Annotated in this window: 12 protein-coding genes; all 12 read left to right on the forward strand. The window is 69.1% G+C overall.

Annotation, left to right across the window (positions count from 1 at the left end):
• The first annotated feature begins 1 nt into the window (after position 1).
• A complete protein-coding gene (locus UB43_RS05150; protein WP_045209244.1) occupies positions 2–1369 on the forward strand; it encodes a DUF1329 domain-containing protein in 1368 nt (455 codons plus the stop codon).
• A 114-nt stretch (positions 1370–1483) separates the two neighbouring features.
• Complete coding sequence (locus UB43_RS05155; protein ID WP_045209247.1) at positions 1484–2545, forward strand: YCF48-related protein; 1062 nt, start codon at positions 1484–1486, stop codon at positions 2543–2545.
• Between the two features lie 3 nt (positions 2546–2548).
• Positions 2549–5035, forward strand: a complete 2487-nt coding sequence (locus UB43_RS05160) for an RND family transporter (RefSeq protein WP_045209249.1) — start codon at positions 2549–2551, stop codon at positions 5033–5035.
• Positions 5036–5154: 119 nt separating this feature from the next.
• Entirely contained in the window at positions 5155–6339 is a 1185-nt protein-coding gene (locus tag UB43_RS05165) for an MFS transporter (RefSeq protein WP_045209252.1), read from the forward strand.
• A gap of 22 nt (positions 6340–6361) precedes the next feature.
• Positions 6362–7432: a Rieske 2Fe-2S domain-containing protein gene (locus UB43_RS05170; protein WP_373420684.1), complete on the forward strand. Its 1071-nt coding sequence runs from the start codon at positions 6362–6364 to the stop codon at positions 7430–7432.
• Complete coding sequence (locus UB43_RS05175; protein ID WP_045209253.1) at positions 7425–8378, forward strand: PDR/VanB family oxidoreductase; 954 nt, start codon at positions 7425–7427, stop codon at positions 8376–8378. Before UB43_RS05170 ends, UB43_RS05175 begins: the two co-directional genes overlap by 8 nt.
• Before the next feature lie 10 nt (positions 8379–8388).
• Positions 8389–9462, forward strand: a complete 1074-nt coding sequence (locus UB43_RS05180; protein WP_045209255.1) for an aromatic ring-hydroxylating dioxygenase subunit alpha — start codon at positions 8389–8391, stop codon at positions 9460–9462.
• Positions 9459–10232 carry an SDR family NAD(P)-dependent oxidoreductase gene (locus UB43_RS05185; RefSeq protein WP_045209257.1) on the forward strand — a complete coding sequence of 258 codons (774 nt, stop codon included), beginning with the start codon at positions 9459–9461 and terminating at the stop codon, positions 10230–10232. The genes UB43_RS05180 and UB43_RS05185 overlap by 4 nt, the downstream gene beginning before the upstream one ends.
• Positions 10233–10243: 11 nt before the next feature.
• The gene (locus UB43_RS05190) at positions 10244–10816 is read left to right on the forward strand and encodes a cupin domain-containing protein (RefSeq protein WP_045209259.1); all 573 of its coding nucleotides are present in this window, start codon (positions 10244–10246) and stop codon (positions 10814–10816) included.
• The gene (locus UB43_RS05195) at positions 10813–11805 is read left to right on the forward strand and encodes a fumarylacetoacetate hydrolase family protein (protein ID WP_045209261.1); all 993 of its coding nucleotides are present in this window, start codon (positions 10813–10815) and stop codon (positions 11803–11805) included. Before UB43_RS05190 ends, UB43_RS05195 begins: the two co-directional genes overlap by 4 nt.
• Positions 11796–12779 carry an NAD-dependent epimerase/dehydratase family protein gene (locus tag UB43_RS05200; RefSeq protein WP_045209264.1) on the forward strand — a complete coding sequence of 328 codons (984 nt, stop codon included), beginning with the start codon at positions 11796–11798 and terminating at the stop codon, positions 12777–12779. Before UB43_RS05195 ends, UB43_RS05200 begins: the two co-directional genes overlap by 10 nt.
• Complete coding sequence (locus UB43_RS05205; protein WP_045209266.1) at positions 12776–13558, forward strand: cyclase family protein; 783 nt, start codon at positions 12776–12778, stop codon at positions 13556–13558. Before UB43_RS05200 ends, UB43_RS05205 begins: the two co-directional genes overlap by 4 nt.
• Positions 13559–13560: the final 2 nt, after the last annotated feature.

Raw genomic sequence — 13560 nt, forward strand, 5'->3', positions numbered from 1 at the left:
GATGAAACACAACAAGAAAGTCGTTTCCCTGCTCACCGCCCTGAGTGCCTCCCTGCTGTTTGCCCACGGTGCCTTCGGCGCCGTGTCCGCCGAGGAGGCGGGCAAGCTGAAAACCACCCTGACCCCGCTGGGCGGCGAGCGCGCCGGCAACGCCGACGGCAGCATCCCGGCCTGGACTGGCGGCTACACCCAGGTCGACCCGGCCTACAAGGATGGCGGCAAGCGCGGCGATCCCTTCGCCAGCGAGAAGCCGCAGCTGACCATCACCGCGCAGAACATGGCGCAGTACGCCGACAAGCTGACCCCCGGCATCCAGGCGATGCTGAAGAAGTACCCGGACAGCTACCGCCTGGAGGTCTACCCGACCCACCGCAGCGCCGCCGCGCCGCAGTCGGTGTACGACGCCACCTTCGCCAACGCCACCGGCGGCAAGCTGGTGGAGGGCCCCGCCGGACCGATGCCCGAAGGCGCCGCCGGGGGCATTCCGTTCCCGATCCCGGGCAACGGCGTGGAGGCCATCTGGAACCACCTGCTGCGCTGGCGCGGGGCTGCCTGGCACTCGAACTTCAACCAGTACCTGACCACCGCCGACGGCAAGCACGTGCTGACCAACGACTCGCGCGGTGATTTCCAGATGCCCTGGTACCTGCCCGGCGGCAGCGGCGAGAAGGGTGTGTTCTGGTCCATCCGCATGATCAACGACGGCCCGCCGCTGCGCGCCGGCGAGGCCATCACCGGCCTTGAGAACCTCAACGCCGACAAGGCCGCCGTGTGGACCTACCTGCCCGGCCAGCGCCGTGTGCGCCGCCTGCCCAACGCCTGCTGCGATACCCCGACGCCGGCCACCGCCGGAGTCATGAGCTTCGACGAGCTGTACGTGTTCAACGGCCGCGTCGACCGCTTCGACTGGAAGCTGGTGGGCAAGAAGGAGATGTACATCCCCTACAACGCCAACAAGGTCTTCACCGCCGCCAGCGCCGAATCGATGCTCGATGCGCACCACCTGAAGTCCGACGCCATCCGCTGGGAGCTGCACCGCGTCTGGGTGGTGGAGGCGACGCTGAAGGACGGCCAGCGCCACGTCATGCCGAGGAGCACCTACTACCTCGACGAGGACACCTGGGCCGCCGTGCTCGGCGAGCGCTACGACGCTCGCAACCAGCTGGCCAAGGTGGTCTGGACCTCTCCGGTGGTGATGCCCGACCTGCCCGGCGTGGTGACCCTCACCAACGGCTTCTACGACCTGCTCTCCGGGGCCTGGTTCGCCGGCGACCTGTTTGCCGGCAAGAGCGAGCAGTACCGCATCGTGCCGCCCTACAAGGACTCGGTGTTCACCGCCGACGCCATGGCGGGAGAGGGCGTGCGCTGATCGTTTGCGAGCAGGCTCGCACCCACGAGGCTGGCCCGTTGCGCCCTTCGTAGGAGCGAGCCTGCTCGCGAACCTTGCTGTACCGATTACAAGAAAAAAGAAAGGTTGCGTGCGATGAAGAAGAGTCTCTCCGCCTGGCTGCTGGCAGCCTGTTGCGCTGTGCCTGCGGCGTTTGCCGGTGGCAGCGTGGATGTCCTGGCGCAGCCCGCCGTGCATGGCCCGCAGGCCCTGCGCGCGGTGCTGCAGGATGTGGCCCGCGCCGGCGAGCGCCTGGTGGCAGTGGGTGAGCGCGGCGTGGTGCTGCTCTCCGATGACAACGGCACCAGGTGGCGCCAGGCCACGGCGGTTCCGGTGAGCGTCGGCCTGACTGCCGTGCAGTTCATCGATGCGCAGCGTGGCTGGGCCATCGGCCACGCCGGCGTGGTGCTGCACAGCGAGGACGGCGGCGAGCACTGGACCCTGCAACTGGACGGCAAGCGTGGTGCTGCCCTGGAGCAGCAGGCCGCCGAGGCGTCCGGCGATGCCGCCCGTGTTGCCGCCGCGCAACGGCTGGTGGCCGATGGCGCCGACAAACCGTTGCTGGCGCTGAGCTTCGCCGATACCCGTCACGGTCTGGTGGTCGGCGCGTACGGCCTGGCGCTGAGCACCGCCGATGGTGGGCGCAGCTGGCAGTCCGAGCTGGGCCGGCTGCCGAACCCGCGTGGTCTGCACCTGTACGCCCTGGCCCGCGCCGGCAGTGACCTGTACGTCGCTGGCGAGCAAGGCCTGCTGCTGCGCTCCCGCGACGGCGGCGCCCACTTCGATGCCCTGCAGAGCCCCTACGACGGCAGCTTCTTTGCCGCCGCCGTGCTGCCCGGTGGGCGCCTGCTGGTGGGGGGCCTGCGCGGCACCTTGTTGGCTTCCGACGATGCCGGCGAAAGCTTCCAGCCGCTGGCCAACCCGATTCCCGCATCGCTCAACGGCATCCGCGTCGCCGGCGACCAGCTGCTGCTCGCCAACCAGGCCGGGATGCTGCTGCGCAGCGGCCTGGACGCCTTCGCCGCGCAGCCGCTGGCGGTCTCCGACGGCCTGCCGCTGACGGCCGCGATCACCGCCGCCGACGGTGCCGTGGTCGCCGTTGGCATGGCCGGTGCGCGCCGCCTGGCGCTTTCTTCCCAACCCCTTCGCGCGGACTGAGCCATGCACGCCACGACTTCCCCTGCGCCGTCCAGCGGCCGCCTCGACGACTTCGACAGTGCTTCCGGCTCGCTGCTGGAGCGCGCGCTGTTCAACCACCGCGCACTGGTCCTGCTGCTGTGCCTGGCGGCGACCCTGCTGCTGGGCTGGCAGGCCACCCGTCTGACGCTCAACGCCAGCTTCGAGAAGATGATCCCGCGCGAGCATCCGTTCATTCACAACTACCTGGAGCACCGCCAGGAACTGGCCGGGCTGGGCAACGCCGTGCGCATCGCCGTCGCCAACCCGCGCGGCAGCCTCTACGACAAGGACTATCTGCACAGCCTGCAGCAGCTCAACGATGCGGTTTACCTGCTGCCCGGCGTCGACCGCGCGGCGATGAAGTCACTGTGGACGCCCTCGACCCGCTGGACCGGTGTGACCGAGGACGGCCTGGAAGGCGGTCCGGTGATCCCCGACGGCTACGATGGCAGTGTCGCGAAACTTGAGGAACTCAAGCGCAACGTCGAGCGCTCCAACGAGATCGGCCAACTGGTGGCCTTCGACCAGCGTTCGAGCATCATCTACGTGCCGTTGCTGGAGAAGACTCCCGACGGCCAGGCGCTGGACTACACGGCCTTCGCCCATGAACTGGAAAGCCTGCGCGCGCGCTTCCAGGGGCAGGGCGTGGACATCCACATCACCGGCTTCGCCAAGGTGGTGGGCGACCTGATCGACGGGCTGAAGCAGATCCTGCTGTTCTTCGCCGCCGCCATCGCCATCACCGCCGCGGTGCTCTACTGGTACACCCGCTGCGTGCGCAGCACCGCGCTGGTGGTGATCTGCTCGCTGGTGGCGGTGGTCTGGCAGCTCGGCCTGCTGCCGCTGCTGGGGTATGAGCTGGACCCGTACTCGGTGCTGGTGCCGTTCCTGGTGTTCGCCATCGGCATGAGCCACGGCGCGCAGAAGATGAACGGCATCATGCAGGACATCGGTCGCGGCACGCATCGCCTGGTGGCGGCGCGCTACACCTTCCGCCGGTTGTTCCTCGCCGGGCTCACCGCGCTGCTGTGCGACGCCGTGGGTTTCGCCGTGCTGATGATCATCCGTATCCAGGTGATCCAGGACCTGGCGGTGATCGCCAGCCTGGGCGTGGCGGTGCTGATCTTCACCAACCTGATCCTGCTGCCGGTGCTGCTCTCCTACGTGGGCGTCAGCGCCCGCGCGGCGCGTCGCAGCCTGCGCGCCGAAGAGGCCGAGGCGAGTGGGGCGGACAGGCACGCGCTGTGGCGCTTCCTCGACCTGTTCACCCGTCGCCGCTGGGCGGCCGCGTGTATCGCCGTGGCCGCGCTGATGGCCGCCGGCGGCTATGCCGTGAGCCTGCAACTGAAGGTCGGTGACCTCGACGCCGGCGCCCCCGAGCTGCGCCCGGACTCGCGCTACAACCGCGACAACGCCTTCGTCACCCAACACTATGGTGCCAGCAGCGATGTCTTCGCGGTGATGGTGCAGACCCCGGCCGGCGCCTGCTCGGCCTACGACACCCTCAAGCGTGTCGATGATCTGGACTGGCAGCTACGCGGCCTGCCGGGCGTGGACTCGACCAACTCGCTGGCGCTGCTCAATCGCCGGGTGCTGGTCGGCCTCTCCGAAGGCAGCCCGAAGTGGTACGAGCTGGTGAACAACCAGGCGACCCTGAACATGGTCACCGCCAACGCCCCGCGTGGTCTGTACAACGACGACTGCAGCCTGCTGACGCTCTACGCCTACCTCACCGACCACAAGGCCGACACCCTGGCGCGGGTGGTGGATAGCGTGCAGGCCTTCGCCCACGACAACGACAGCGAGCAGGCGAAGTTCCTGCTCGCCGCTGGCAGCGCCGGCATCGAGGCGGCCACCAACCAGGTGGTGAAGCAGGCCAACCGCGACATGCTCTGGTGGGTCTACGGTGCGGTGATCCTGCTCTGCCTGGTGACCTTCCGCTCCTGGCGCGCGGTGCTCTGCGCGGTGCTGCCGCTGGTGCTCACCTCGATCCTCTGCGAGGCGCTGATGGTGGCGCTGGGCATCGGCGTGAAGGTCGCGACCCTGCCGGTGATCGCCCTGGGCGTCGGCATCGGCGTGGACTACGCGCTGTACGTCATGAGCATCGTGCTGGCGCAGTTGCGCCAGGGCGCCAGCCTGTCCGAGGCGTATTACCGCGCGCTGCTGTTCACCGGCAAGGTGGTGATGCTCACCGGCGTGACCCTGGCCATCGGCGTGGGTACCTGGATCTTCTCACCCATCAAGTTCCAGGCCGACATGGGCGTGCTGCTGGCCTTCATGTTCGTCTGGAACATGGTCGGCGCGCTGATCCTGCTGCCGGCGCTGGCCTACTTCCTCCTGCCGCAACGCCAGGCCCGCGTGGAGGCGCAACCGGCCTTGCCGGCGCACCACCTGCAGGAAGTCCACCACGACCGCGACTGCTGCCAGCAGCACGCCGCCACGCCCCTGGCCTGCGGCCAGGCGCGCTGAGTCCACACAACGAAAACAAGAGGACGACTCCATGCCCTGCCTGAAGACCCTGTGGCGCGAACTGCGTGCCGGCCTGATCCAGTACGGCGCCACCCACTGCCTGCTGGTGGAGGTACGTCATGAGCGCTGAACGCCGCGCCGGTGGCGCGCAAGCCCTGTTGCTGCTGTTCGGCAGCTGCCTGCCGGTGCTCGGTGCGGTGCTCATCGCGCCGGTACTGCCGCGCATGCAGGCGCATTTCGCCGAGACTCCCGGCGCCGCCGTGCTGGTGCCGGTGGCACTGACCTTGCCGGCGCTGGTGATCGCCTTCCTCGCGCCGCTGGCCGGGGTGCTGGCCGACCGCGTGGGCCGGCGCTCCCTGCTGCTCGCCAGCATGCTGCTGTACAGCCTTTGCGGCATGCTGCCGCTGTGGCTGGATTCGCTCGGCCTGATCGTCGCCAGCCGCGCCGGCATCGGCCTGGCCGAAGCCGGGATCATGACCTGCTGCACCACGCTGATGGGCGACTACTTCGATGGCGAGCGCCGCGAGCGCCTGTTCGCCCTGCAGATGGTTGCCACCTCGCTCTCCGCCGCACTGTTCATGGGGCTGGGCGGCGCGCTGGGGGAGAGCAGCTGGCGCACCCCGTTCGCGCTCTATGCCGTGGGCGTGCTGTGCCTGCCGCTGATGGCCGCCTTGCTCTGGGAGCCGCAGGCACGCCGTGTCGAGCATGAGCCGGCCAGCGCCTCGCGCTTCCCCTGGGCAGCCATGGCGCCGTTGTACCTGCTCACCGGGCTGGCCGGCGTCAGCCTGTTCATCGTGCCGGTGCAGGCGGGCTACCTGCTGCAACTGCTGCACGTCGACGGCCCGCAGCAGATCGGCCTGACCATGGGCGCCAACCAGCTCGGCGTGCTGGCCGGCGCGCTGACCTTCCGCCTGCTCGCCGGGTTGCCGGCGCGTCGCCTGCTGGCGCTGGGCTTCGCCACCGCGGGCCTGGGTGGCGGGCTGATGGCGCTGTCGTCCAGCCATGCGCCCGTGGTCCTTGCCGTGCTGTTGAATGGGCTGGGAGTAGGCCTGCTGCTGCCGACGCTGATCACCCAGGTGATGCAGCAGGTCGGCTTCGACCAGCGCGGCCGCGCCACCGGTGGCTTCACCGCGTCGATCTTCGCCGGCGAGTTCGTCAGCCCGTTGCTGGTGCTGGCGCTCACCGGCGGCAACGCCGCCCAGCTACCGCATGCCCTGCTGCTGGTGGCGGTCGCGCAACTGGCACTGGCACCGCTGTGCCTAATGTGGCTGGGGCGGCGGATCAAGGCTCAGGCACTGGCCTGATCACGACAACAATAAAGAGGACATGACCGTGAGCTACTTGCGCAATACCTGGTACGCCGCTGCCTGGGACACCGAGGTCGAGGCCGGGCAGCTGTTCCCGCGCACCCTGCTGGACGAGCCGGTGCTGCTCTACCGAGACAGCCAGGGCGCCGCCCGCGCCATCGGCAACCGCTGCCCGCATCGCTTCGCACCGCTGCACATGGGCTGCCTGAAGGGCGACGAGGTGCAGTGCGCCTACCACGGCCTGCGTTTCGACAGCAGCGGCGCCTGCACCCACAACCCCCACGGCGACGGCGTCATCCCGCGGGCGGCGAAGGTCAAGGCCTATCCCCTGGTGGAGCGCCACAGCCTGCTGTGGATCTGGATGGGCGATCCGGCGCTGGCCGATCCGCAGCGCATTCCCGACTTCAGCTGCATGGACGCCGGGCACTGGTACGTCGGCAAGGGCTACCTGCACGCCAAGGCCAACTACGTGCTGGAAACCGACAACATCTTGGACCTGAGCCACGTCGAGTTCCTGCATCCCTCCACCCTCGGTGGCGAAGGGGTGAAGAGCGCAATCACCAGCGTCGAGCAGGAGGGCGACAGCGTCTGGTCGAACCGCCAGACCGTGGCCGAGATCATGCCGGACTTCCTTTACCAGGCAATGAACATCCCCCACGGCACCCCGGTGGACCGCTGGATCGACGTGCGCTGGGACGCCCCCGCCAACATGCTGTTGTACGCCGGTGCGGTGCCCACCGGACGCCCACGCAGCGAAGGGGTGAACAACCCGATCCCGCACCTGTTCACCCCCGAGACCGGCAAGACCACCCATTACTGGTTCGCCATGTGCTTCCCCAAGGCCATGGGCCCGATAGGCGAGCAGCTGGCCCGCGAGCAGGTCGAGGCGATCCGCCGGCCGTTCGCCAGCGAGGACCTGCCGATGCTCGAGGCGCAGCAGCAGATGATGGGCGACGCCGAGTTCTGGTCGCTCAAACCGGTGCTGCTGGTGGGCGATGCCGGAGCGATCCGAGCCCGCCGCGTGCTCGACCGGCTGATAGCCGAAGAGCGCACGGCCGCCGAAGTGGCAAAGGAGGCCGGCCATGCTTGAGGTTCGCGTCAGCCGCCGCCAGCACGAGGCGCAGGACATCCTCGGCTTCGAGCTGCGCTCGCTGGACGGCGCCAGCCTGCCGCCGTTCAGCGCCGGTTCGCACATCGACGTGCACCTGCCCAACGGGCTGGTGCGCCAGTACTCGCTGTGCAACGACCCGCGCGAGCACGACCGCTACCAGATCGGCGTGCTCCTCGATCCCACCTCGCGCGGTGGTTCTCGCTGCCTGCACGAGGCAGTGGAAGAGGGCATGCGGCTGCGTATCAGCGAGCCGCGCAATCTCTTCCCGCTGGCCCACGCAGCCGGGCGCAGCCTGCTGTTCGCCGGCGGCATCGGCATCACCCCGATCCTCTGCATGGCCGAACGACTCGCGCAGAGCGGCGCCGCTTTCGAGCTGCACTATTGCTGTCGCTCGGCCGAGCGCGCGGCCTTCCTCGAGCGCCTGAGCCGGTCGAGCTTTGCCGACCAGGTGCACCTGCATTTCGACGACGGCCCCGTCGAGCAGCGCCTGGATGCCGCGTGCCTGCTGGCAGCGCCGGCAGACGACGCGCACCTCTACGTCTGCGGCCCCGGCGGCTTCATGGCCCATGTGCTGGATAGCGCGCTCCAGGCCGGCTGGGACGAGTCGCGCCTGCACCGGGAGTACTTCGCGGCGGCGCTTGAGCCCGAGGCCGCCAGCGGAAGCTTCGAGGTGCAGCTGGCCAGCAGTGGGCAGTGCTTCCTGATTCCGCCGCAGCGCAGCGTCGCCGACGTGCTGCTGGAGGCCGGCGTGGACATCCCGCTGTCCTGCGAACAGGGCATCTGCGGCACCTGCGTGACGCGCGTGCTGGCCGGCGAGCCGGAGCACCGCGACCTGTTCATGACCGATGCCGAACACGCCCGCAACGACCAGTTCACGCCCTGCTGCTCGCGCTCGAAGAGCCCGCGCCTGGTACTCGATCTCTGAGGAGCCACTGATGATTCCCAGCCCCATCGCCACCTTCGATCCCGCCGCGCCCACCGGCCAGCCCGATTTCCCGCAGGACCGCTGGTACGTCGCCGGCTTTGCCTGGGAGCTCGGCGACAAGCCACTGGCGCGCACGCTGCTCGGGCAGCCGCTGGTGCTGTTCCGCACCGCCGACGGCAGCGTCGCCGCGCTGGAAGACCGTTGCTGCCACCGCGCGTTGCCGCTGTCACTCGGCACCCTCGAACAGGACGGCCTGCGTTGCGGCTACCACGGGCTGCTGTTCGGCGCCGACGGCCGCTGCCTGGAAATCCCGGGCCAGGCCAAGGTGCCCGGCAAGGCGCTGGTGAAGGCCTTCGTCCTGCGCGAGCGTGACCAGATACTCTGGCTCTGGCATGGCCGCGACCCCCAGGCCGCCCCCGACCGCGAACCACCGACCTACCCGCACCACGACAGCGGCCAGTACCGCTTCGGCGGTGACGTCTACCACTACGCGGCGCCCTGGCAACTCATTCACGACAACCTGCTCGACCTCAGCCACCTGGGCTACGTGCACCTGCGCACCATCGGCGGCAACGCGCGCATTCACATGAACGCGCAGATGCAGGTCAGCGGCGATGAACAGTCGGTACGGGTGGTGCGCCACATGCTCGACTCCGAGCCGCCACCCACCTACCGCGACGCCTATCCGTTCACGGGGCGCATCGACCGCTGGCAGGAGATCGAATTCCAGCCGTCGCACCTGTGCATCTGGACCGGCGCGGTGGATGCCGGCAGCGAGCCCATCGATACGCCCGAGCGGGGTGGCTTCCACCTGCGCGGCTTCCATGGCGTGACCCCAGAGACGAAAGAGACCTGCCACTACTTCTGGACCCAGGCGACCAATCCCCAGGCCGATCCGGAGGAGAACCTGAACCGGGTGCTGGAGCAGACCCGCCTGACCTTCGACGAGGACAAGCAGGTGATCGAGGCGCAGTACGCCAACCTGCTGCGCTTCGGCGAGCGGCCGATGGTCGACATCCATGTCGATGCCGGCGCCAATCGTGCCCGGCGAATCATTGCCAGCCTGCTGGCGGGCCAGGCATGAGCGCGCTGTTTTCTCTCGCCGGCAAGACTGCGCTGGTGACCGGCGCCACCCGAGGCATCGGCCTGGCCATTGCCCGCGAGTACGGCCGCGCCGGCGCGCGCCTGCTGATCAGCAGTGAGAGTGCCGAGGACTGTGGGCGAGCGGCGGAGTCGCTGGCGGAGGAGGGCATCGATGTGATCGCCGTGCCCGCCGACCTGCGTGACGCGAACGCCGTGCAGGCACTGGCGCAGCGGGCCCTGGAGCATTTCGGCCGGCTCGATGCGCTGGTCTGCAATGCCGGGGTCGCGCCGCACATGGGGCCGCTCGGCACGGCCAGCGACGCCGACTGGGAGCTGACCTTCACCGTCAACCTGCGCAGCGCACTCTGGCTGACCGGTGCCTTGCTCCCGGCCATGGCCGAGAACGGCGGCGGCAGCGTGGTGCTGATGGCGAGCATCGCCAGCGTGCGCGGCAACAAGGGCCTGGGCCTGTACGGGTTGTCCAAGGCCGGGCTGGCGCAGCTGGCGCGCAACCTGGCGGTGGAGTGGGGGCCGGCGAACATCCGCGTCAACGCCATCAGCCCCGGCGTGATCCACACCGAGTTTGCCCGCCCGCTCACCGAAAACCCACAGGTCCTGCAGCGCCGCCTGGCGCTCACGCCGTTGCGCCGGGTCGGGCAGCCCGAGGAAGTGGCTGCCCTGGCATTGCTGCTGGCGGCTCCCGGTGGCGCGTTCATCAGCGGACAGAACCTCATCGTCGACGGTGGCACGACCATCGGCGACGGCAATTGAAAGGAGACACCATGCAACAGCTTCCCCCCTTCAAACGCGTGGTCACCGGCCATGACGCCGAGGGCCAGGCGGTGGTCGCCAGCTGCGGCCCGACGCCGAACAACTTCCCGCTCAAGGCGGTGCCCGGCACCCTGTTCCACGAGGTTTGGAACAGCCTCGGGAGCCCCGCGCCACTGGACAACGGCGACGACCCCACTGCGCAGCCGCTGCAGCTCAGCCCCGGCCCGCTGGGCAGCGTCATCCGCGTGGTGGACATCCCGCCGGACAGTGTGCAGAACCAGGTCAGTGCCGAAGACGCCGCGGCAGTCTTCGCCGAAATCGGCGAGTCCCACGCCGGCACCGGCAAGGCCGACTCGAAGCACAAGCTGATGCACCGCACCCAGACCCTGGACTACGGCATCGTCACTGAGGGCGAAGTCTGGCTGGTGCTCGACGACGGCGAGGTGCACCTCAAGCGTGGTGACATCGTGGTGCAGCGCGGCACCAATCACGCATGGAGCAACCGCACTGAAGCGATGGCGCGGATGGTCTTCGTACTGCTCGATGGCCGTTATGCGTCCGAGCTGAAGGAGCTGCTGCCATGAAGCTCGCCACCCTCGATGACGGCAGCCGCGATGGCCGCCTGCTGGTGGTCTCCCGCGACCTGGCGCGGGCGGTGGATGCCAGCGGCATCGCGGCTACCCTGCAGGCCGCGCTGGACAACTGGGCGCTGCTGGAGCCCGACCTGCAGCGTCTGTACCAGCGGCTCAACGCCAATGCCGTCGCCGGTGCCTTCGACCTCGACCCGGCGCAACTCGCCGCGCCGTTGCCGCGTGCCTGGCAATGGCTGGACGGTTCCTGCTTCCTCAGCCATGGCGAGCTGATGCAGAAAGCCTTCAACCTGGAGCCCATCGAAGGCGTCGAGCGCATCCCGCTGATCTACCAGGGTGCCGGCGACGACTTCCTCGGTCCGCGCGCGGATATTCCGCTGCCCAGTGAAGCCCATGGCATCGACTTCGAGGGCGAGTTCGCCGTGCTGCTCGACGAAGTGCCCATGGGCTGTCCGGCGGACCAGGCGCTGAAGCATGTGCGCCTGGTGCTGCAGCTCAATGACGTCAGTCTGCGTGCACTGGCCCCACGGGAGATGAAGACCGGCTTCGGCTTCCTCCAGGCCAAGCCGGCGTCCAGTTTCGCCCCGGTGGCGGTGACCCCGGACGAGCTGGGCAACGCCTGGCGCGATGGTCGCGTGCACCTGCCATTGAAGGTGGAGTGGAATGGCGAATGGTTCGGCCATCCCCACGGCGGCGCCATGCACTTCGGCTTCCATGATCTGATCGCCCATGCCGCCCTGACGCGGCGCTTGAGCGCCGGCACGCTGATCGGCTCGGGCACCGTGTCCAACGCCGACCGCTCCGTGGGCTCGGCTTGCATCGCCGAGCGCCGCGCCATCGAGACCATCGCCCACGGCGCCCCGCGTACGGCCTTCATGCACTTCGGCGACCACGTGCGCATGGAAGCTCGCGGCAGCGAGGGCGAGGTGCTGTTCGGCGCCATTGACCAGCGTGTGGTGCAAGGGGGCCGGCCATGCGCGTGATGGTCAGCGGGGCCAATGGCTTCGTCGGCCGCCTGCTGGTGCGGCGCCTGCTGGAGGCGGGCGTGCTGCGCGGGGAGCGGATCGAGGCGTTGCTGCTGCTGGACCAGACACTCGAAGGCCTGCCTGACGATGCGCGCCTGCGCCGGCACTACGGCAGCGTCACCGATCCGGCCCTGCTGCGCCGCGTGCTGGCCGATGGCGTCGACGTGGTGTTCCATCTGGTGAGCGTGCCCGGCGGCGCCGCCGAGGCGCAGTACGAACTGGGCTACCAGGTCAACCTGCAGGCGAGCCTGGAGCTGCTGCATCAACTGCGCAATGCCGCGCGCCCGCCGGTGCTGGTTTATGCCAGCAGTGTGGCGGTCTACGGTGGCGAGCTGCCGGCGCGGATGGACGAGGAACAGCCGGCGGCGCCGCAGCTGTCCTACGCGGCGCACAAGCGCATGGTGGAGATTGCCCTGCAGGACCTGTCCCGTCGCGGCGAAGTGGACGGACGCGCCCTGCGCCTGCCCGGCATAGTCGCCCGGCCGCGAGAGCCCAACGGGCTGCGTTCGGCCTTCATGAGCGACCTGCTGCACGCCTGTGCGGCGGGGGACAGCTACACCTGCCCGGTCTCGCCGCAGGCCAGCGCCTGGTGGATGTCGGCCCGCTGCTGCGTGGACAACCTGCTGCACGCCGCCGAGCTCAGGGAGCCCGGCCGCCAGCGGGTGTGGCAACTGCCGGTGCTGCAGCTGTCCATCGCCCAGGTGCTTGCCGGGCTCACCGTCTGTTTTGGCGAGGCCAATTGCGAGCGCATCGCCTTCGTACCCGATCCGCAACTGGAGGCGCTGTTCGGCGCCTACCCGCCGTTGCGCACGCCGCAGGCTCGTGAGCTGGGCTTCTGCCACGACGGCACGGTGGCCTGCCTGCTGCGCAACGCCCTCGACCTTCCGCCGCGTCGCAGCCGCGCCGCCCTCCGCAAAGGAATCTCCGCATGAGCCTGAACCAACGCCGTCTGCTGGATCTGTCCGTGACCCTGGACAACAACCCCTACACCGACCCGCCGCCCCTGCTGCCGAAGATCGACTACATGGACCACCAGCAGGGCTGGCCGGAGATGGCCGCAATGTTCCCCGGTCTGCGCAAGGAGGATCTGCCCGGCGACGAATCCTGGGCGGCGGAACGCCTGCAGATCACCACCCACAGCGGCACCCACATGGACGCGCCGTGGCACTACGCGTCCACCACCGACGGCGGTAAGCCGGCCTTCGGTATCGACGAGCTGCCGCTGGACTGGTGCCTGCAACCAGGCGTGAAGCTGGACTTCCGGCGCTTCCCGGACGGCCACGTGGTGACCGCCGCCGAGGTCGAGGCCGAGCTGGCGCGCATCGGCCATGCGCTGCAGCCGCTGGACATCGTGCTGGTGAACACCCGCGCCGGCAGCCTGTTCGGCCAGCCGGGCTACCTCGAAGCCGGCGTCGGCATGGGCCGCGAGGCGACGCTCTACCTGCTGGAGCGCGGCGTACGGGTGGTGGGCACCGATGCCTGGAGCTGGGATGCGCCCTTCAAGTACACCCGCGAGCGCTTCGCTGCCTCGGGCGATGCTTCGATCATCTGGGAAGGCCACAAGGCGGGGCGCGACATCGGCTACGGACAGATGGAGAAGCTCGCCAACCTCGAGCAACTGCCCGACCACGGCTTCCTGGTCAGTTGCTTTCCCTACAAGATCCGCCACGCCTCTGCCGGTTTCGTGCGTGCCGTGGCGATCCTCGAGTGACT

It is taken from the genome of Pseudomonas sp. 21, assembly GCF_000955805.1.
Lineage (GTDB): Bacteria > Pseudomonadota > Gammaproteobacteria > Pseudomonadales > Pseudomonadaceae > Pseudomonas.